The 20,703-nt window shown below is 50.0% G+C and carries 14 protein-coding genes; 8 read left to right on the top strand and 6 right to left on the bottom strand.

Features of this window, described 5'->3' with window-relative positions; translation table 11 throughout:
* Positions 1–12 precede the first annotated feature (12 nt).
* The gene (locus PQQ36_RS04780) at positions 13–873 is read left to right on the top strand and encodes a LysR family transcriptional regulator (protein WP_046029338.1); all 861 of its coding nucleotides are present in this window, start codon (positions 13–15) and stop codon (positions 871–873) included.
* On the opposite strand, the gene PQQ36_RS04775 is transcribed toward PQQ36_RS04780, so the two are convergent.
* The 3 genes from PQQ36_RS04775 to PQQ36_RS04765 form a co-directional block, all read right to left on the bottom strand.
* Positions 867–2,258, bottom strand: coding sequence for a heavy metal sensor histidine kinase (locus tag PQQ36_RS04775; RefSeq protein WP_017421442.1), 1,392 nt, complete (start codon positions 2,256–2,258; stop codon positions 867–869). The genes PQQ36_RS04780 and PQQ36_RS04775 overlap by 7 nt on opposite strands.
* Entirely contained in the window at positions 2,209–2,904 is a 696-nt protein-coding gene (locus PQQ36_RS04770) for a heavy metal response regulator transcription factor (RefSeq protein WP_039467132.1), read from the bottom strand. The genes PQQ36_RS04775 and PQQ36_RS04770 overlap by 50 nt, the downstream gene beginning before the upstream one ends.
* Positions 2,905–2,975: 71 nt before the next feature.
* On the bottom strand, positions 2,976–3,356 hold the full coding sequence (locus PQQ36_RS04765) for a DUF3316 domain-containing protein (RefSeq protein ID WP_038969138.1): 381 nt from the start codon (positions 3,354–3,356) through the stop codon (positions 2,976–2,978).
* Positions 3,357–3,595: 239 nt separating this feature from the next.
* Here PQQ36_RS04765 and PQQ36_RS04760 point away from each other — a divergent pair, with 239 nt between their 5' ends.
* Entirely contained in the window at positions 3,596–5,563 is a 1,968-nt protein-coding gene (locus tag PQQ36_RS04760; RefSeq protein WP_017421445.1) for an alkyl/aryl-sulfatase, read from the top strand.
* A gap of 13 nt (positions 5,564–5,576) precedes the next feature.
* Positions 5,577–6,041, top strand: a complete 465-nt coding sequence (locus PQQ36_RS04755) for a hypothetical protein (protein ID WP_072600027.1) — start codon at positions 5,577–5,579, stop codon at positions 6,039–6,041.
* Between the two features lie 86 nt (positions 6,042–6,127).
* Here the strand turns inward: PQQ36_RS04755 and PQQ36_RS04750 are convergent, their stop codons facing one another.
* Positions 6,128–8,188, bottom strand: coding sequence for a sensor histidine kinase (locus tag PQQ36_RS04750; RefSeq protein WP_273660447.1), 2,061 nt, complete (start codon positions 8,186–8,188; stop codon positions 6,128–6,130).
* Positions 8,189–8,326: 138 nt separating this feature from the next.
* Here PQQ36_RS04750 and PQQ36_RS04745 point away from each other — a divergent pair, with 138 nt between their 5' ends.
* From PQQ36_RS04745 to lhgO, 4 genes are all read left to right on the top strand, one after another.
* Entirely contained in the window at positions 8,327–9,703 is a 1,377-nt protein-coding gene (locus tag PQQ36_RS04745) for a sigma-54-dependent transcriptional regulator (protein WP_080586441.1), read from the top strand.
* A 503-nt stretch (positions 9,704–10,206) separates the two neighbouring features.
* Positions 10,207–11,217 (top strand): TAXI family TRAP transporter solute-binding subunit, encoded by a 1,011-nt coding sequence (locus tag PQQ36_RS04740; RefSeq protein ID WP_225482349.1) that lies wholly within the window; start codon positions 10,207–10,209, stop codon positions 11,215–11,217.
* A 73-nt stretch (positions 11,218–11,290) separates the two neighbouring features.
* Complete coding sequence (locus PQQ36_RS04735; protein ID WP_038969134.1) at positions 11,291–13,411, top strand: TRAP transporter permease; 2,121 nt, start codon at positions 11,291–11,293, stop codon at positions 13,409–13,411.
* A gap of 65 nt (positions 13,412–13,476) precedes the next feature.
* Positions 13,477–14,679: an L-2-hydroxyglutarate oxidase gene (lhgO, locus tag PQQ36_RS04730; protein ID WP_273660439.1), complete on the top strand. Its 1,203-nt coding sequence runs from the start codon at positions 13,477–13,479 to the stop codon at positions 14,677–14,679.
* A gap of 239 nt (positions 14,680–14,918) precedes the next feature.
* Here the strand turns inward: lhgO and PQQ36_RS04725 are convergent, their stop codons facing one another.
* On the bottom strand, positions 14,919–15,266 hold the full coding sequence (locus PQQ36_RS04725) for a DUF3316 domain-containing protein (protein WP_038940490.1): 348 nt from the start codon (positions 15,264–15,266) through the stop codon (positions 14,919–14,921).
* 185 nt (positions 15,267–15,451) lie between these two features.
* Positions 15,452–16,546, bottom strand: coding sequence for an HD-GYP domain-containing protein (locus PQQ36_RS04720; protein WP_072600025.1), 1,095 nt, complete (start codon positions 16,544–16,546; stop codon positions 15,452–15,454).
* A 112-nt stretch (positions 16,547–16,658) separates the two neighbouring features.
* Between PQQ36_RS04720 and PQQ36_RS04715 the strand changes: the two genes are divergently transcribed.
* Positions 16,659–20,645 carry a response regulator gene (locus PQQ36_RS04715; RefSeq protein ID WP_273660434.1) on the top strand — a complete coding sequence of 1,329 codons (3,987 nt, stop codon included), beginning with the start codon at positions 16,659–16,661 and terminating at the stop codon, positions 20,643–20,645.
* Positions 20,646–20,703: the final 58 nt, after the last annotated feature.

Raw genomic sequence — 20,703 nt, 5'->3', positions numbered from 1 at the left:
AAAAATAGGACAATGAAGATAAATCTTGATGATCTTTACCTCTTTACCCAAACCGTGATTCATGGTGGCATTAGCGCTGCGGCCCATGCGCAGCAGTTGCAGCGCTCCAAAGTGAGCCGACGCCTACAAGAGTTGGAGCATGCACTTGGGTGCCAATTGTTGATTCGCACCACGCGCTCGATTGAACTGACCGAGCAGGGACAGCGTTTAATGGAGCTGGTGGGGCAGCCGATGGAGCATTTGCAACAGGGGCTGAAAGTGATGTCTGAACACAGCCAAACGCAAGGAGGCAAAGTGCGTTTGGCGATTCCTTCTGCCTTGATGACTTCGGCGGCGTTTAACGCGATCATTACGGAATTTAGCCGACGCTACCCAGCGGTGGCGTTGGAGATTGAAAACCACCAACAGAGTGTCGATTTGCGACGACAAGCGTTTGATCTTCAATTGCTGCCAGATATGGTGAAAGTGAGTGATGACAGCTATGTGCAGTTTAGTTTGCTGCCCTATCGCTCGCATCTGGTGGCCTCAAAAGCCTATCTTTCCGCCCACCCTGAGATCACTGGTATTGAGGATTTGCGTCATCATCGTCTTCTCACTAACCGCTACAGTGCTGATTTGCTCGCGCCCAATTTGCCATTAGCACTAAAGTCAGACGACTTACATTTATTGCGTTCAATGGCGATGGCTGGTCAAGGGGTGGCGTTTATTCCGATGGTGCATTCCAAACCCGCTTTGGAAGAGGGCAACTTGGTGGAAGTGTTGCCCCACATTACGCATCCCAAGCAGCACCTGACGTTGATTTATCCGTCTGCGCTTTATCTGCCGCAGAAGGTCAAAGTGCTGATTGAGCTGTTTCGTGAAAAATTTCAGTGAGCCGGATGGATAACCACATCACTCAAGGTGAGGGTAAAGGTGGTTAACTCGTGCTTGGACTGGGCGTAGATATCGCCGCCATGCAATTTGGCGATGGAACGAGAAATGGGCAAGCCCAAGCCAGCGCCACCACTTTGTTGGTGAGTGCGCGATTTGTCGGCGCGGTAGAAACGCTCGAATAAGCGTGGGATTTGTGTGGATTCGATGGTCTCTCCATGATTGGTCACGGCAATTTGGTAGCCGATCAAATGCGGGAAAATCTCGACGGTGATATTGCTCTCTGGGTAACTGTGGCGCACCGCGTTGGAGAGCAAATTGGCGAACGCGCGCTTCAGCATGTTTCTATCGCCGACCACTTGGCCTTCACCAAAACAGGTAATGGTGAGAGACTTTTCATCCCCCGCTAGCTCGTAGTATTCCGCCAAATCCCCCAATAGCAACTTGAGGTCGATCGGCTCATTGTTTTTCATCAACAGGTTGTGTTCCGATTTGGCCAAATAGAGCATATCGGAGATGGTTTTGGTGAGACGACTGAGCTCTTCGGCGTTGGATTCCAAAATATCGCGATATTCTTGCTCGCTACGCGGTTTGGCCAGCATCACTTGGGTTTGCGTCATCATATTGCCGATGGGAGTGCGCAGCTCGTGGGCGATGTCGGATGAAAACTCCGATAGGCGTTCAAAATCGCCCTGAAGGCGAGAAAGCATTCGGTTGAAACGCGCCACCAATGGCAATAACTCTTCCGGAAAGGGCTGCTGTGGGACGCGAACACTGAGCTCTTCAGTAGAAATGGCATCCACATAATGCTCAAGTTTGGCCAAAGGTTTGAGCCCTTTGCGCGCAATGAACCAACTGAGAAAGCCACTGACGATGCTGGCGAAAAAGGTGATCCACAGCAGCACCTTTTTGAAGTTGGACAGAAAGGTAATGTGCAGGTCGATGTTCAGCCCCAACACCGCGTACCAGTCTGGCGAGCTGCTCAGCGGGAAACGGATGGCTCGGTAGTGATGGCCATTTTCCTGCCAATCAATGCGTTCCATGCTGGCTTTGTTGATGAACCTTTTCGGCAAAGCGAGCGATTGAGACTGGTATTCCACCTGATTGCCATTGAGCAACCAGAGTTTGGTGTCACCTCTTTCAAAGAAAGGGCCGTATTGGCTGATGAAATCGCCTCGCACTCTTAGTTCGTTAATCGTGTTGAACTTTTGCTGTAAGTTGTAGCGATCTTGCTCATAAAGATGATGTTTGACTGCCCACAAAACCGCGGCACTCAGTGAAACGAGCACCAACAGAGAGGCAAAAAAGTAGGAGAATGTCAGCCGAGTGGTGATCGATCTAAATCCCATAACCAAGCTCTCGCTCCTCAAGTACGTAGCCCATGCCACGTTCAGTGTGAATCAATTTTGGCTCAAACGGTTTGTCGACTTTGTTGCGCAGCCGCCGCACGGCCACGTCGATGACGTTAGTGTCACTGTCGAAATTCATATCCCAAACGGAAGAGGCGATTTGGCTGCGCGACATCACTTCCCCAGTTTTGCGCATAAACAGCTCCAATAAGGCAAACTCTTTAGCAGTGAGGGCGATGGGTTCTTTGTCACGAAATACTTTGCGCCGCAGCAGATCCAAATGGAGATTGGCGATGGAAAGCTGAGTCGTGCTTTGGGTTGCGGGTTGCTGGCGTTTGAGTACGGTGCGAATGCGCGCCAACAGTTCGACAAAGGCGAAGGGTTTAACGATGTAATCGTCGGCACCGAGTTCTAAGCCTTTGACTCGATCTTCGACTTGATCGCGTGCGGTGAGCAGAATCACCGGGGTGTCTACTTGGTTACTGCGCAGAGCGCGCAACACTTGCCAACCATTGAGATTAGGAAGCATCACGTCGAGGACGATTAAATCGTAACGTGTACTGGTGGCGAGATAGAGGCCGTCCACCCCATCGTGGGAAAGATCAACGATGTAGCCCGCCTCTGAAAGTCCTTTTTTAAGATACGTCCCGGTTTTCTTTTCGTCTTCAATGATCAGAAGTTTCATAACTGCCTTAACCGAGTGGAGAATGACACCCAAAATAATGCAGAGCGAGGGGGGCGCTCTGCATTGCTGGGTTAGTCGTTTTGGTCACGTTTCAAATATTGGTAACCCACGTTGACGACACCTTGATAGCGGGTGTCGCCTTGCTCATCGATGATCACTTTGGTGCTGATTTCTGCGCCATCTTTGAGCTCAATGCTGTTGGTTTCCGTTGGGTCATAGGCTATGACATTGAATTTGGCCTTTAGTTCTTGTGGCGATGCGGCCTGCAAGTTGGCAAGCAGCACTACACCCGCGTCGTAAGCCGCTTGCTGGCTGCCATACAACTCAGTGGTTTTGCTGTAGTGCTTAGCGGTAAAGGTGTAGTTTGGCGGTGGCGTTTGCAGCGCCGCCCAACTGGTTGAGGCGAAAAATAAGCCAGCAGAAGCAAGAAGAGTGGTGGTTACTTTTTTCATTGTTGTTTCCTTAACTCTAGTTATCTAGGGGTTAAGCAAAGTGTATCGATCGGCGCTGACGAGAAGGGGTCGTTGAGATGACAAATCTGTCATGTTGTTTTGTTGCGTGGATGCAATGGCTCTCATTCGCAAGATAAGTTTGATTCTGTGCCCGATATCTCAATGAAAAAACAGTAGAAAATGGCGAACGCGATGAGCGTGGTCTACGTTGTTTGAGTGCAGTTAGGTTCATAAAAGGAATGACAATGAAACCACTCTCTTTGTATATCGCGCTCGCGCTCACTTCAGGGGCCGTTCTGGCCGAACCCATCCCATCCAAACCCGCGACACAAGCCACGATTGAAGCCAATCAGGCGGTGTATCAAGCGTTAAATTTCAAGGATGAAACCGATTTTAAGAATGCCCAACGAGGTTTGATTGCCAAACAAGATGTGGTCACCATCAAAAACGCCAATGGCGATGTGGTGTGGGATCTGGAAGCGTATAAGCAGTTCATCTCGCTGGAAAATAAAGCCCCAGATAGCGTGAACCCCAGTTTATGGCGTAACGCTCAGCTCAATATGATCAATGGCCTGTTTGAGGTGACTGAGGGCATTTATCAGGTGCGCGCTTACGATCTTTCCAACATCACGTTTATTAAAGGGGACAAAGGGTGGATCGTCTTCGACCCGTTGATTTCCCAAGAAACCGCCAAAGCCGCGCTGGATTTTGTTAATGCTCAGCTTGGTGAACGCCCTGTGACAGCGGTGGTTTACTCGCACAGCCACATTGACCACTTTGGTGGCGTTCGCGGCATCGTGGATGAAGAAGATGTGAAAGCGGGCAAGGTGGAGATCATTGCTTCACACGGCTTTACGGAACACGCAGTGTCAGAAAACGTGATTGCAGGCAATGCAATGGGCCGACGCGCTATCTATATGTACGGCGCTTTGCTGCCGCGTAATGAACGTGGTGGGGTGAATGGCGGTTTAGGCCAAACCACGTCAACGGGTTTACCAACCTTGATTGTGCCTACTCGCATTATTGAAAAAACCGGTGAAGAAGTGACGGTGGATGGCGTGCGCATGGTGTTCCAATACACCCCAGGCACAGAAGCGCCAACCGAGATCAACACGTGGTTCCCCGATAAAAAAGCGTTGTGGATGGCGGAAAACTCCACCAACACCATGCACAACATTCTCACGTTGCGCGGAGCGCAGGTGCGTGATGCGCTCAAGTGGTCCTCTTATCTCAACGAAACCATTGAAATGTGGGGCGATGAGGTGGAAGTAAAATTCCAAAGTCACCACTGGCCAATGTGGGGCAGCAAAGAGATTGTCGCTTACTTTAAAGGCCAACGTGACATGTATAAGTACACGCACGACCAAACCGTACGCTTGATGAACCAAGGGTACATCGGCTCTGAAATCTCGGAAGTGATTCAATTCCCAGAGGAGTTGGAGAAGAACTGGAGTACACGTGGTTACTACGGCACCTTGCGCCACAACAGCCGAGCGGTCTATCAGCGCTACATGGGTTGGTATTCTGGTAATCCTTCCGATCTCAATAACTTACCGCCAACCAACGCGGCAGTGAAATACGTTGAGTACATGGGCGGCGAAAGCGCAACTATCGACAAGGCGCAAGCAGATTTCGATAAAGGCAACTACCGCTGGGTGGCGGAAGTGCTCAAACATGTCGTGTTTGCCAACCCACAAAGCAAGCGCGGCAAAGCGTTGCTCGCTGATACTTATGAGCAGTTGGGGTATCAAGCGGAATCTGGCCCGTGGCGCTCGGTTTATTTGCAAGGGGCTTACGAGCTGAGAAACGGAACGCCAAAAGCGGGAGGCACCAACACGGCCTCGCCCGACATCATCAAAAACATGCCACCAGAGATGCTGTTTGATTACCTAGCGGTGCGTATTTTGCCAGAAAAAGCCGCAGGTAAAACCTTCGCCATCAACATCAACTTCACCGACTTAGACGAGCAGTACACTTTGTATGTGGAAAACTCGGTGCTCAACCACACGCGTAAGCAAGCGAAAAAAGCCGACGTAACGTTGAATTTGACCAAGGCGACTTTGGACGATGTTCAGCTTGGCAATATTACCTTGGAGAAAGCGATTGCCGATGGTGACGTGCAACTCAAAGGCAACAAGCAGGTGTTTAAAGACTTTGTTGGCATGCTGGATAAGTTTGATTTCTGGTTCAACATTGTGACGCCATAGAGAGGAAAGCCTTATGGTGCGAAGTAGGCACTTACCTCTCTTAGGGTTGTTGTCCTTAATGGCAAGCCAGCCTGCGCTGGCTTGCTCTTATGATGGTCAATTTAATAACCCGTTTGCGGAGAGTTATCCCGGCGCGTTAGACATCGCGATAGCCACTCGCGAAGCGATTGATGCGCAACACATTACCAAACCGCAGAGATTGGCGGGCAGCAAAGGGTTGGCACGTGCGCAGTGGTGGTTAACCTTGCTCAACAAGCAATGGCCGGATAAGGTCGCAGCGGAAAGCTACATCTATCTGGTGGACAGCCAATTGTGGTCAAAGCGGCAAACGGATGGGCTCACCATTCATGTGCCTCCGCCTGAAAATGCTCAACAGGTGATGCTATTAAGTGAGGCGGCCCTTGGCGCGTTAATCAATAATGAGCTCAGCTACGAGCAGGCCCATGAGCTGCAGATTGTGCAGACCATGACGCCGTAATGTGCAAAGTCGTTTGCACAGCAGTTCGTGCAACCGCTTAGTAGCCATTAGTAGCCATTTAGCGGGCATAAAGCCTAGAAGCCTATTTAGGTTATGGAAGGCTTTGCAAGTAAAAACGTCAGTGTAAAGGTGAGTCCGGCACTGGCGTTTTTGTTGACAGCAATGCGCCCTTGCATATCGCGCATGTTGTTGGCGGTAATCGACAGGCCCAAGCCCAGCCCTTCGCCAATTTTTTTGCTTGTCGCAAAGGGTTCAAACATCTGGCTCAGTTGTGCCTCGCTGACGCCACAGCCGTTGTCACTCAAGGTAAGCGTAAGCTCTGTTTCTGAAGTGGTGGCTGAGATCATCAATTGAGGCTGCTCGGTATTTTTCATTGCATCCACCGCGTTGGAGATGAGATTGCCCAGCACTTGTCGTAAACGCTGTTCTTCTCCCAACACATCGGCCAGTGGATGCGGTAAACGCACCCGAACATCAATGGGCGCGAGCTCGGCTTGGTAAATGCGCAAGGTTTCTTGTAACGCATCCGGCAGGGAGACAGGGCAAAGCTGTTCCGGCTTTTGATAGGCGAAGGATTTAAGCTGGCTGGTCATTTTTCCCATGCGATCAATGAGGCGATGGATAAGTCGATTGTTGGCTTGCAACATCGCCATTTCACCACGTTCAAGCAATATCTCGTTACTGGTGAGCAGGGTTTTTAGCCCTGTCAGCGGTTGATTGAGTTCGTGAGTAATCGCGCTCGACATCCTGCCCAGCGCTGCCAATTTGCTGCTTTCGATTAATTCTTGTTGCGCTGAACGCAGCGCCGCGGTGCGCTCTTCCACCCGTTCCGCCAGCTCGTGGTTGGCCTTTTGCAGAGCTTGTTCGGCTTTTTTGCGTTTGCTGATGTCGAGCACTGTGGCGAGGTAGTAAAGCTCGCCATGCCAGGGAAAAGCGGTGAGAGAAAACAGCAATGGAAATTGGCTGCCATCACTGCGCCTGCCCATGGTTTCCACCGCACTCACTTCCGCAAGATCGCGATGCTTGGGTAAGTTTCTCAGCAGTTGCAAGGTGGTGGAGGTGGCATTGCCGGTATCAAACAGTTGCCATGCGGGGGCGAGTTTACTCATCGAATCGGAGAGGCTGAAATAGCGTTTGGCCATTGGGTTGAGATCTTCAATCTCACCATGACCATTGAGCAGCAACAGCCCCACATGAGTTTTGTTGATCATCTGACTCATTCGCTGGCGCGACTCATCCAATAAACGCTGGATGCGTTGGTTGCTGAGTGATTTTTGATGGCGCTGGTAGGCAATCACGCCCACCAACAGCAACACAAAGTTGGCCAGTAGGATCGCCCAACCTGCGCGGTTGCTCGCTTGCTGTATCGGTTGGTAATCCGTGAGGTAGGTGAGCTGCCATTTGAGATCGTCCAGCACAATGGTTTGGGCGAGAAAGCGGCGTTGCTCGAGTTGCCAGAATTGCAAACGCGTGTCATCGCGCAGTGTCGCCTCGCTTTGCTGGATCTCACTTAGGCGATCATTGAGTTCATCGGCGGTGAGTGTCGGGTGGCTGGAAAGAAAATAGTGGCCACGCTGGTTTTGAAACAAAATCGCATCGCTACTGAGCAGCCATTGTTCGGTGAGTAGGCGCAAATTGATTTGCACCACGGCAATGCCTGCGATGCCAAAGTCGAGGTATACCGGCGCCGCCAAATAGAAAAACGGTGACGCACCCTTGGCTTTGCTGACCAGAGCGACCCCTTCTCCTTGCGCGTGAATTTGTTCCACAATGGCATCGAGATCTTGCTCGCTCAATGCTTCGTTTTCCAAGCTGGACACCAGCACATCGCCGCTGGCAGAGAGCAGATACCAGCCTTTGGTATTGGCCGCTTTATCCAACAGAGTCAGCTCTCGTCTGAGTTCAGAATAGAGTGAGCGCTCACCATTGAGAAACCGCTCGCTGTGATTGTTGCTGGTGAGTAGATAGGGCAAGTGATAAAAACGCTGCAAGGCGCGACGCACGTCGCCGATGTAATCGAGAAAATGTTGCTGCGCGTCAACCACTGAGCGCGAGGTTTGCCATTGGCGCACCAGCTCCTTCCCCATCCATTGGCTGACAAACAACCACATGACGATAGCGATGAGCACTACCACTCGTTTTTTCATCGCGTTGCCTCCCTGCTTGCTTGGCCCAAGATTGCTCTGCTTGTCGGGTTTGTTAAAGCTTTGTTGTTAAGAAGTGAGATCCAGCTCCTTTTCCCAACGGTGCTTTTTGCTAACGTAGCAGCAGGAAAATTTGACACGATGGACAAGTGGTATTTCTCGATGGATGCAGTTTCTTTCCCCCATATCGCCCTGATTGAAGACGATGAAATCGTCCGCCAAGCAACCGCCCAATGGTTGCAACTGGCTGGCTTCCACGTTGAGGCATTTAGCCATGGCCTTCCAGCCCTTACGGCGATCAAAACCGGCGATTTTGACGGCATTGTCAGTGATGTGCGTTTGCCGGATTTGGATGGTATCGCTCTGCTGGCGGAGTTGCAGCGCGAACAAGTGAGCTGTCCGATCATCTTGGTCACTGGGCATGGCGATGTCGATATGGCGGTTAAGGCGCTGCAAAATGGCGCGTACGATTTCATTGAGAAACCGTTTAATCCCGATCGCCTCGCGTCGACACTGCAGCGCGCGGTGAGTGAATATCAGCAGCAAGCAGACTATGGCAATCGCAGCCATTATCTGCAGCAGCTCAGTGGCATTGAGCAGGTCTTGATTGGTCAAAGCGCGATCATGCGCCAGTTGCGTGAGCAAGTCGCACGCGTTGCCAGCATGGACACCAATGTGATCATCTATGGCGAAACGGGAACCGGAAAGGAGTTGGTGGCGCGCAGTTTACATACTGAAAGCGCGCGACGAGCCAATCCATTTGTGGCGATCAACTGTGGTGCGATTCCGGAAAACCTCTTTGAAAGCGAGCTGTTCGGCCATGAAGTTGGGGCGTTTACGGGGGCCAGTAAGCGCCGCATTGGCAAGCTTGAGTATGCCGATAAAGGCACCTTGTTTATGGACGAAATTGAAAGCATGCCGATGGCGATGCAAGTTAAAGTGCTGCGCAGTTTGCAAGAAAATCAGGTGGAACGCGTGGGTGCCAACCGACCAGTGAATGTGGATTTACGCGTGGTGGCGGCTGCAAAAGAGAACTTGTTTAATCATCCCGCTTTTCGTCAGGATCTGTTTTATCGCCTCAATGTGGCGCAGTTGCACTTGCCGCCATTGCGTGAGCGAGAGGAAGACGCGTTGCTCTTGTTTGAGCACTTTGCCTCGCAAGCGAACCCAAACAAACGTGTACTGAGCACAGCGGAATCACGATCGCTCTTGAGTTATGCGTGGCCGGGTAATGTGCGTGAGCTGCGCAATGTCGCGGTGCGTTTTGCGCTGGATGAGAGCTTGTCGGTGATGGAGATCCTTTCGAGCCGCGCGGCGAGGGTGCAAGAGAGCTTGCCTGTTGGTGTGCCGCTGGCCATCCAACTGCACAATTTTGAGCGCAAGGTGATTCACGATGCTTTAGTGCGCCACCAAGGCAGCATTTTGGAGGTGATGAACGAGCTTGATCTTCCTCGTCGCACCCTCAATCAAAAAATGCAGAAGCTCGGTCTGAATCGCGCCGATTACACCGATAACTGATTAAACAAATAGGTCAGCAGGCAAATCGATAAGCTGACGATCAGATGAGCAGATACAAGCAATGAGCAAGATTTTGCTCATTGCGAGTGTTAACATTTTTATAACCTTGATCACGAAGTGCGAATACAGATGCGAACGGTTTAATCTCTTTTTGATTTAACCGTTTGATTTTAATTTGTTTTTTTGTTTCTTTCTTTCACGTGCAATAAGCAAGATCTTGCTCATCTTCAGCAGAGTAAATCAGCCAAATATTGCTCATTTTCCTGGTTTCTTGTCACATATATTTTATATATCAATCACTTAAAAGTTGGCATCTTGTTTGCTCTAAGGCTGTATACCCAAACAACTTGGAGTTGCAGGTAGGCGGCAAGTGAGTGAATCCCCATGAGCATAGATACGCTATGTGATTGGGGTGAACGAATGCAGCCAACACCGCTGCAGCTTCAAGTAGGAAGGGGATAGGTAACAAAACCATAACAACTACCCTACAACGGAGTGTAACCATGACAAAGAACCTATTGATGAAATCTCTCGCTGTCGCCATGGTCTGTTTCTCGGCCAGCAATGTCGCCGCCGCAGATAACCGCAGCTATATTTTGGCCACGGCCTCGACGGGCGGGACGTATTATCCAGTAGGGGTGGCACTGGCGACGCTAAGCAAAGTGAAGCTTGAGCCTCAATATAAGTTCTCTCTCTCTGCGATCAGCTCGGCGGGATCAGGCGAAAACATCAAGCTGATGAACGACAACGAAGCGCAATTCGCCATCCTGCAAGGTCTTTATGGCGCTTGGGCTTCAACCGGTGATGGCCCATACGCGCAAAGCGGCCCGCAAACCAAACTGCGTTCAGTCTCCATGCTGTGGCAAAACGTCGAACACTTTATTGTGCGCAGTGACCTAACCAGCTCAGGTACCGTGGCCGATCTGAACAATATGAAAGATAAGAAGTTTTCTATTGGCACCAAAAATTCAGGCACGGAAAATTCAGGTCGTCAAATTATGTCGGGTTTAGGTGTCAATCCGGATGAGTTCAATCTGGCATACATGGGCTATGGTGCGAGTGCGAGTGCGATGCAAAATGGCACCATCGATGGTATGAACACCCCGGCTGGCGTGCCAGTGGGCGCGGTAACACAAGCGTTTGCTGCGTTGGGGAACGATATCCAGCTCCTTTCGTTTACCGATGAGCAAATCAAACAGGCCAATGGCAAATATCAGCTCTGGACCAAATACGTCATCCCAGCCAACACTTACCCAGGTGTGGATAAGCCAGTGACGACCATCGCTCAGCCTAACTTCCTTGCTGTTCGCGATGATATTTCTGACGAAGACGTTTACCAGCTCACCAAAGCGATTTACGAAAACCTTACCTTCTTACAAGGCATCCATAAAGCAACCAAAGCGATGGCGATAGAAAAAGCGATTGCGGGTCTGCCGCTGCCGCTGCACCCAGGTGCGGCGCGTTACTACAAAGAAGTGGGCATCACCATTCCTGACGCTCTGATGAGCAAGTAACCGACTTTGCCCACCAATGAACGTTGGTGGGCGTGAGGCTTGTTATTGTTTCTTGTTCCCTCGGAGTCTGACCATGAGTGATTCTTTACAACAACAGTTGCAGCAGTTTGAGTTACCGACACGAACGGATTTTCCGTGGGTAACCGCCGCCATCACTGGCATTGGAGTGGTGCTTTCCCTGCTGCATATTTGGTTCAACACCTTATCGACCTTGCCAGAGCTGTGGATCTCTGCGACTCATTTTGCCGGCTTTGCGCTGATATGTTTGCTGTGGTACCCGGCGCACGCCAGTTTGAAGCGCAGCCGTATTGCGTTAGCCGTAGATGTGCTGATTGGCATTGCAGCACTGGCGTGTTTGATTTATATCCCCTTTGCGGAAGATGCTTTATACCAGCGTGGTGTGAAATTTGTCGCCTCGGATTGGGTGGTTTCTATTACCGCAATTTTAATCGCGATTGAGATCATTCGTCGCACCATGGGCTGGTTTATTCCTGTTTTGATCGTCATCTGTTTGAGTTACGTGGTGTGGTGGGGCAAATGGGCGGGCGGCATTTTCCATTTCCCCGGTTTGAGCATGGAAACCCTGCTCTACCGCAGTTTCTTCTCCTCTGAAGGGATGTTTGGTTCGATTTCACGCATCAGTTGGACCTTCGTATTCATGTTCATCCTCTTTGGCGCGTTTTTGGTGAAATCGGGCGTGGGGGATTACATCATCAATGTCTCGCGTGCGGCGGCGGGTAAAATCATCGGTGGCCCCGGTTTTATTGCGGTGTTGGGCTCAGGGCTGATGGGGTCGGTGTCGGGTTCTAGTGTCGCCAATACCGTTTCGACTGGCGTGATCAGTATTCCGCTGATGCAAAAAGCGGGCTTTCCATCGCGTTTTGCCGCGGGGGTAGAAGCCGCGGCGTCAACGGGTGGGCAATTGATGCCTCCGGTGATGGGCGCGGGGGCGTTCATTATGGCCTCTTACACGCAGATTCCTTATGTCGATATTGTCGCGGTGTCATTTGTCCCTGCTTTGATTTACTTTCTGTCGGTGGCGTTTTTCGTGCGCATCGAAGCCAAACGCAGCGGCGTGCAGAAAATCACCACCAGTGATGAGTCATTGGGCAAGGTGCTGCTGTCTGGTTGGCACAATCTGATCCCTCTGGCGGTGCTGGTTACCTTATTGGTACAGGGCTTTACTCCAACCTACGCGGCCGGTTTGTCTATCCTTTCGGTGGTGGTGGCGTCTTGGTTCTCGAAAGACCACAAAATGGGGCCCAAAGAGATCATCGATGCACTTGCCCAAGGGGCAAAGAACATGGCGACGACTGCGGTCTTGCTGGTGGGCATTGGTTTGGTGATCAACGTGATCAGCACCACCGGGATTGGCAATACCTTCTCATTGATGATCAACGGTTGGTCGCAGGGAGATTTGTTGATCATGCTAGTGCTGATTGCATTGGCCTCACTGGTGTTGGGCATGGGCCTGCCAGTTACCGCGGCTTACATCGTGTTGGGCACGCTCTCTGCCCCTGCCTTGTATCAATTGATTGCGGAAAACCAGCTGTTGAGCCTGATGTCGGCGGGGCAATTGCCAGAACAAGCGAAAGCGATTTTTATGCTCGCAGCACCCGATAAGCTCGATTTGCTCAATGCCCCGATGGCCATCGAGACCGCGAAAGAGATGCTGGCTTTGGTGCCCGTCGACTTCAAAGAAACCTTACTTCAGCAAAGTTTGGGTATAGAAGCCGTAGGTTTGGCACTTTTAGCCGCACACTTGATTATTTTCTGGCTTTCACAAGACAGCAATGTTACCCCGCCCGTGTGCTTAACCGCGTTTGCCGCCGCCACCATCGCCAAAACACCGCCGATGCGCACCGGGCTTACCGCGTGGAAAATCGCCAAAGGGCTTTATCTTGTGCCACTGCTGATTGCCTATACCGGCTTGGTAAGTTGGGACGTGACCACGGTGCTGGTGACGGGATTCTTCGCCATTTTTGGTACCTATGCCTTGATTGGCGCACTGGAAGGCTATTTAGAAGGTCAAATCAATTGGCTGCTGCGCCTCGCGCTTGCCGCTTCTGGTGCGTTGATGGTGTGGCATGATGTGCCACTTTGGTTACGTGTGGCATCACTCATCATATTCGCCGTCATTTTCGTGTACAGTGGTCGCCAATATCAGGCGCAACAAGCGGCAGCGGTTTCTTAATTCTCCTGCGCTCATCGTTTGAGCGCAGTGCAAATGCGCATCCTGAATGAGAAGGGAGTAGTGAAGTGTACGATTTTATTGTTGTGGGTGGCGGGATTGTTGGGGTCTCAACGGCTTGGCAATTGCAGCAGCGTTATCCAGAAAAATCGGTGTTGTTGGTCGAAAAGGAATCGGGCTTTGCTCGTCATCAAACAGGGCATAACAGTGGCGTGATTCACGCCGGGGTCTACTATGCGCCGGGCAGTCTAAAAGCGGATTTCTGTAAACGTGGCGTGGAAGCCACCAAGGCATTTTGCGCCAAGCATCAGATTCCGGTTGAAAACTGTGGCAAGTTGCTGGTGGCGACGACGGTAGCAGAAGTGGAAAGGATGAATGCGCTTTATGAGCGCTGCCATGTGAATGGCATTGAGGTCGAGCTGCTTGATGCGGTGCAATTGAAACTGGCGGAGCCCAATATCGTCGGTTTAGGGGCCATTTATGTGAAGTCCACCAGTATTGTTGATTACCGTTTGGTGACGGAAAAAATGGCGCAGGAACTGGTGGATTTAGGAGGAGAGGTGCGCCTCAACGCTAAGGTGATCGCGCTTGAAGAGCATGCGGATGAAGTGCAAGTTACCTGTGAGTGTGCGGGGGAAACGGTGCAGCTTAACGGGCGCTTTTTGGTGTCCTGTGGTGGGCTGATGGCGGACCGATTGACCAAGATGCTGGGTATTGAGACTGACTTTCAGATCATCCCTTATCGCGGTGAATACTACCGTTTGCCGACTAAACACAACCAAGTGGTGAAACATCTGATTTACCCGATTCCTGATCCGGATTTACCGTTCTTGGGCGTGCATTTAACGCGCATGATCGACGGCTCAGTGACGGTTGGGCCGAATGCGGTGCAAGGTTGGAAACGTGAAGGCTATGGCCGACTCAACTTCAGCATTCACGACACTTGGCAAATGTTGCGCTTTGCTGGGTTTTGGAAGGTCACCAAACAGCACTTTGCTACCGGGGTGAAAGAGTTGATTAACTCTTGGTGGAAGGCGGGGTATCTCAAACTGGTGAACAAGTATTGTCCGATGATCCAAGTTGAAGACTTGCAGCCTTATCCTGCAGGGATTCGTGCCCAAGCGGTGCTCTCGGACGGTTCATTGGTGCATGATTTTCTCTTTGCCGAAAGTCCACGTAGCTTGCATGTGTGCAATGCGCCCTCACCTGCGGCGACATCGGCGATGCCAATTGGAGAGTACATCTGCAATAAAGTTGACGCCAAGCTTTAAGACGGAAATTCAACATCAAGTATAAAAGAAAGGGGCGCTTAAATGAGTGCCCCTTTGTTGGAAGTAGAGACTAGGAACTAGGAACCTAGGTACGAGGAATGAGTTTCGAGGAATGAGGTTCGAGGTACTAGGAACTAGAAATTAGGAAGTAGATGCTAGTTGTTAGAACCTAGAACCTAGAACCTAGAACCTAGAACCTAGAACCTAGAACCTAGAACCTAGAACCTAGAACCTAGAACCTAGCTATTGCTGCTTTCACGGTATTGGTATTGGTAGTCAACATCGACAATCGCGCGGTAAGCCACTTTGCCGCTCTCTTTCGCAAATTCTTCTACTTTCACTTCAATGTCTGAAATTTTCAGTGAATCGTAAACTGGGCGTTGGCTAAATACGGAAAGCTCGTGAGTCAGTTCAGTTGGCGTCATCGCGCGCAGCTCTTGTGCTTTCATTAAACCAGCATCATAGGCCGCTTGTTTGCTTGCGAACGTATCCGTGTGAAGAGACGTTTCGCCAATTTGAGTTTCAACGGATGCGAATGCGGTCGAGCTGAGCATTAACGTGGTAGCAAGCAGAATGGTCTTTTTCATGGTCATCACCTTCTATGGTTGGTGTTATTGTCTACCCAATCCATACTAGAGATTTCTATGTAAAGAATCCGTCAAGCTACGTAAAGAGCTGTCTAGTTACTGCAAAATATTTGTCAGGACGTCAAAAGCGCGTCATGTCATTGGTGCTGTCAATTATTTCATTGATCTATGTTTTGCTTGGTGAATCATTCATCCGCGAATTCGCTGGCGATTTTGATGAACATATCTTCTTGAGCAAGAAAGGCATCGATCACCTCGGGGTCAAAATGTGTCCCGTTGCCTTCGAGAATGATTGAGCGTGTGGCTTCATGGCTCATCGGGTCTTTATACACGCGTTTGCAGCGCAGCGCGTCATACACATCGGCAATCGCCATTAGTCGTGCACTGAGTGGTATTCTTTCTCCCGCATAGCCATTGGGGTAACCAGAACCGTCCCATTTTTCATGATGACCATAAGCAATCTCTTTTGCCGCAGAGATGAGTTCATTTTGCGCGCCGGAGAGTTTCTCCGCTTTCTCTAGAGCCAATAATCCCAACGTGGTGTGAGATTTCATCTCTTCAAATTCTTCTGCGGTGAGCTTGCCAGGTTTGAGTAGAATGGAATCGACAATGCCCACCTTGCCAATGTCATGCAGCGGTGCGGCTTTAAAGTAGGTATCCACTATTTTTGGGGTGAGAAGGGTTTGGTATTTGGGAAGCAACGCCAACTGTTCCGCCAGTAAACGCACATAATGCTGAGTACGCAAAATATGGTTGCCCGTTTCCGGATCGCGCGTTTCCGCCAAACTGGCTAAGGCAAACACCACCGCATCTTGCATGCGGTCAAGCTCGTGTGAACGTTTAAGTACCTCTTTCTCTAGGTAGCCATTTTGATCGCGCAGAAAATCTTTTGAGCGTTTATTTTGCAGATGGGTTCTCACTCGCGACCGCAGCAGAGGAATACTAACGGGTTTGTGAATATAGTCAGCCGCACCGAGCTCGAAACCAAGTTTTTCATCTTCGGGCGAATCTTTACCCGTTAAAAAGACCACAGGAATATCTTGAGTTTTGTGATTGGCTCGAATTTTTCTGATCACGTCATAACCCGACAGCTCGGGCATCACGATATCGAGCAGCACTAAATCAATCTCAAACTGCTCTAAGATATGCAACGCCATCTCCCCAGATTTGGCCGCTTTCACGTGGTAGCGACTGGAGAGTCCTTGAGCCATAAACGCCAGATTGTCTGCGGAGTCGTCGACAATCAAAACGGTGCAATCATCCAGATTTTCAATGGGCATATATCAATCCTGAAAAAGTTTTCCTGCAACTTGCTGAACAATAACTAAACTTATCAGTAACTATAGACAAGCATCGATTTATTGCACTGTTATCTTGCAGAAGGCCCAGCGAATGCGCTCAATTAGAACTTTATTTATGCTGCTGTTTTTGGCGATGGGGATCTGTTCTATTGCCATGTTGTCTGTCACGCAAAAGGTGGCGGAGCTTCGAACCCAAAGTCGGGATTATCAGCAAGACCTTCATCGGTTTTACCGTCTTTCTCAAGAGCTCAAGCAAAGCTCAGATCATTTGACTAAGTTTGCACGAGCTTATGTGGTGACCGGAGATGATGACTGGGAAGCGCTGTTCAACAAGGTGTTGGATATTCGTGACGGCAAATTGCCTTTGCCAGTGGGAAATGAATACGAGTATTGGGACCTCGCTGCCAGCTCTGCCGAATATGTTCCACCGTTTACCAGTGAGACAGGCATTCCGCTACTGCAAAGATTACGTGATTCTGGCATCAGCGCCACCGAGTTTTTAGAGCTGAAAAGCGCCTTAATGCTGTCGGATAACTTGGTCAATATTGAGCGTGAAGCGTTTTTAGCGGTAAAGGGATTTAAGTTAGAGCCCGATGGTAAAGAGCTTTATACGGGCAAACCGGATCTGCCTTATGCGCAATCATTGCTGTACGGCAAAGTCTACTTTGAAGAAAAAGCCAAGATCATGAAAGCGATCGGCTCAGCGCATCAAGCGATCGTTCACCGTATTGAAGGTAACATAGAACAAACCGACAGTCAGGAGCTGCAATATCAGTATGTGTACCGAGTGTTGGTGGCCATTTTACTCGCATCTATTGTGGTTTCGTTCACGCTGTTGTGGCGTTTGTACATCAGCCCATTGAGTAAGCTACTGCGTACGGTGGTGAATCAAGTGAAAGCGCAAGATTACGCCTTTACGATTACGCAAACCGCGTATGCCGAGCTGCAAAAATTCATCGACAGTTTGAATGTGGTCTTCCACCATATTTCCGAGCAGCTGAGCCAAAACACTTTAGTGAAAGATTTCAACATCGTGTTGCGAACCAGCCAATCGACGCAGTCTTTGTGCCATGAAGTCACCCAGTTTCTGCTTCATCAATTTCCTGTGCAGCAAGTCAGTATTGCGATCTACCGCGATGACAAACTGATTCGTATCGCCGGGGCGGGTTACGACGATACCATCAGCCGTGAGATCAGCGATCAGAGCTCAACGCAGCTCAGCGTGTTGCTGTCCGATAAACCCTACAGCATGAAATCATTGCAGGGAAAATACACCACGCACGTCAATGGTGGCGTGCTGGAACTGAATGAAATTTACTATTTTCCGTTATGTGTGAACAAACAACCAGTGGCGTTATTGGAGATCGGTACGGTCGATACGCTTACTCCGTTACAGTATCAATGGTTATCACAGATGCTGGATGATCTTTCTGTGAGCATTCAGCTGAGCCAAAATGTGGAGCTGCAAAGAAAAGCGGAGCAGAAAGTACTGGAACAGTCACAGCTCAATCAAGAAATCCTCAACGCTACCCCCAATCCGATGTACTGCCTCTCAGCGCAAGGCAAGTATTTAACCGTCAATGCCAAATTCAGTGAGTTGACGGGCCTAGCGATGCACGAAATTGTCGGACGCACCCCGATAGAAGTGTTCAGCCAGCAAGAGGCTTCGCATCATTTTACCCAAGTACATCAAGAGCTTAGCCAAGAGCAGTGCAGTAAGAACTATGAGCTGTCGCTGCTTGATAGCCAAGGTGGATGCCGCGATATGTTGGTCTGCGAAGCGTCGTTCAATAATAGTCAGGGTCGTGTTTCTGGGATCGTGGGGATCTTGTTGGATCTCACCGAGCGCAAGCAGATGGAGTCAGAACTGCGAGATGCGAAAGACACCGCCGATGCGATGAGCCGAGCGAAAGGGGATTTCCTCGCCAATATGAGTCATGAAATCCGCACCCCGATGAACGCCATCTTAGGCATGGCGCATCTTGCGCTCAATACCGAACTGGACCCTTCCCAACGCAAGTACCTCACACGCATTAATGAGTCCGCGAAGAACTTACTGGGCATCATCAATGACATTCTCGATTTCTCCAAAATTGAAGCGGGCAAACTGAGTGTCGAGTCGATTGATTTCAGCTTGGATGAAGTGTTTGAAAATTTGACCAACGTAATCTCGTTTAAAGCACAGGAAAAAGGCATTGAGTTCTTGTTGGATATTGACCCAAGAGTGCCAGTCGGCTTGGTGGGTGATCCACTTCGTCTTGGCCAAGTGTTGGTGAATTTGTGCGGAAATGCGGTGAAATTTACCGAAAAAGGCGAGATCTTGGTGTCGGTCATGCCGGAGTCGCAATCCAGTGATGATGTGACGCTCCGCTTCTCGGTGAAAGACACCGGCATCGGTATCGATAAAGAGAAAATAGCCGATCTCTTTAACGCTTTCTCACAAGCGGACACCAGCATTACTCGCGAGTTTGGCGGCACAGGATTAGGGCTTAGCATCAGTAAGCAGTTGGTGGAACTGATGGGCGGGCAATTGTCGGTCAGCAGCGCCGTCGGTATGGGTTCGACGTTTACCTTTACCATTCACTGCGGCTTACAAGAGGCGAAAATGCGCGACATAGCGAAACCAATTAGTGGTTTGGCAGGCAAACGCGCCTTGATTGTCGATGATAACGATTCCGCACGAAACATTTTAATGACGCTACTGAGCGCGATGCAATTTGATGCCAAAGCGGTGAGCAATGGCTTCGAAGCCTTAGACGAGCTCCGTCAAAGCACCTTTGATATGGTGTTTGTTGACTGGAACATGCCGGGCATGAACGGGTTAGAGCTGTTGCAAACGGCCCATCAAGAGCGATTGCTTGCAGAAACGAAAAACTTCTTGGTGACCGCCTATGGACGCGAAATTTCCATGGATGAAAACAGCAGTAAGCTGGTGGATTCTTTAATTGTCAAACCGGTGAATCCGTCCAATTTGCTAGATGCCATTATGGATAGCTATGGCATTGAACATGTGACACGAAGCAGCACGACCGCGACGTTTGAGAAACCGGTGTTTGACGGACAAACCTTGTTGCTTGTGGAAGACAATGAAGTGAACCAAGAAGTGGCGATTGGTCTTCTTAATGGTACAAATCTCAACATTATCACCGCAGATAACGGCAAGTTAGCCATAGAAGCACTCGAGCATCATCCGATCGATCTGGTTTTGATGGACATGCAAATGCCGGTGATGGATGGCATTACCGCCACCAAAGCGATCCGCGAGCGAGCTGAGTGGGCGACATTGCCGATCGTCGCCATGACGGCCAACGCGATGCAAAGCGATGTAGAGCGATGCCATGAAGCGGGCATGAATGACCATGTCGCAAAACCCATCAATGTGCATAATCTTTACCAAGTGCTTTCTCAGTACTTGTCGGCAAGCAACGCAGCGAGTCACACCTCGTCATCACATTCGACCTCGAGTTCACAGAGTACCCCGGATCGGACAGCCTCTGCCGATGAAGACGATTTGCCCACTTTATCCGGTATTAATATAAAAGAAGCGATTTTTAACACTGGCGGGAATAAGGAAAGTTATTTGTCGATTTTAAGTCGTTTTTTAGAGATGCAATTGGAAGAGTTGCCTATGTTTAAAGAGGTAGTGGAAAAAGAAGATTGGGATATGGCGGCGCGTATGGCTCATACCCTCAAAGGCGCTGCGGCCAATCTTGGCGTCACTCCCCTTGCTCAGCTGGCAATAAAAATGGAGAAGAGCATCGATCATCACAGTAAAACCGTGATCGGTGAGTTGGAATTAGCGGGTGTCGCGCTCGATAAGCTGCACGCACAATTATCGGAATGGCAAAAGCGACATGTCAATGTGAGTGAGCAAGAATGCGAAGAAGCGGCAGAGCTCTACAAACGGCTGGTCGAGCTTGTCGAGCAATACGATGTGGCGGCGGTGGATGTGATTAAGCAAGCCAAAGATTGCGATGTGTGGACGGATGAGCAAAAGCAACAGCTTATCAATGCCATTGAAAGTTTTGAGTTTGAGCAGGCTAAAGAGATGCTGGCGGCATTTCCAAAACCTGAGTAAACGGAGAAAAAGCGCAACGACGAAGAGCGAAGCGTTAATGATAACTGGAGGGATGCTG

Source organism: Vibrio sp. CCUG 15886 (genome assembly GCF_028570825.1).
Lineage (GTDB): Bacteria > Pseudomonadota > Gammaproteobacteria > Enterobacterales > Vibrionaceae > Vibrio > Vibrio vulnificus_B.
The sequence above is the reverse complement of the archived record's forward strand: the minus strand, read 5'-3'. Positions and strand labels throughout refer to the sequence as shown.

Coding starts and splice junctions, on each gene's coding strand:
- PQQ36_RS04715 (WP_273660434.1), top strand. CDS start 16,659: ATGCGCTCAATTAGAACTTTATTTATGCTGCTGTTTTTGGCGATGGGG.
- PQQ36_RS04765 (WP_038969138.1), bottom strand. CDS start 3,356: ATGAAAAAAGTAACCACCACTCTTCTTGCTTCTGCTGGCTTATTTTTC.
- PQQ36_RS04750 (WP_273660447.1), bottom strand. CDS start 8,188: ATGAAAAAACGAGTGGTAGTGCTCATCGCTATCGTCATGTGGTTGTTT.
- PQQ36_RS04745 (WP_080586441.1), top strand. CDS start 8,327: ATGGACAAGTGGTATTTCTCGATGGATGCAGTTTCTTTCCCCCATATC.
- PQQ36_RS04725 (WP_038940490.1), bottom strand. CDS start 15,266: ATGAAAAAGACCATTCTGCTTGCTACCACGTTAATGCTCAGCTCGACC.
- PQQ36_RS04760 (WP_017421445.1), top strand. CDS start 3,596: ATGACAATGAAACCACTCTCTTTGTATATCGCGCTCGCGCTCACTTCA.
- PQQ36_RS04755 (WP_072600027.1), top strand. CDS start 5,577: ATGGTGCGAAGTAGGCACTTACCTCTCTTAGGGTTGTTGTCCTTAATG.
- PQQ36_RS04720 (WP_072600025.1), bottom strand. CDS start 16,546: ATGCCCATTGAAAATCTGGATGATTGCACCGTTTTGATTGTCGACGAC.
- PQQ36_RS04780 (WP_046029338.1), top strand. CDS start 13: ATGAAGATAAATCTTGATGATCTTTACCTCTTTACCCAAACCGTGATT.
- PQQ36_RS04740 (WP_225482349.1), top strand. CDS start 10,207: ATGACAAAGAACCTATTGATGAAATCTCTCGCTGTCGCCATGGTCTGT.
- PQQ36_RS04770 (WP_039467132.1), bottom strand. CDS start 2,904: ATGAAACTTCTGATCATTGAAGACGAAAAGAAAACCGGGACGTATCTT.
- PQQ36_RS04735 (WP_038969134.1), top strand. CDS start 11,291: ATGAGTGATTCTTTACAACAACAGTTGCAGCAGTTTGAGTTACCGACA.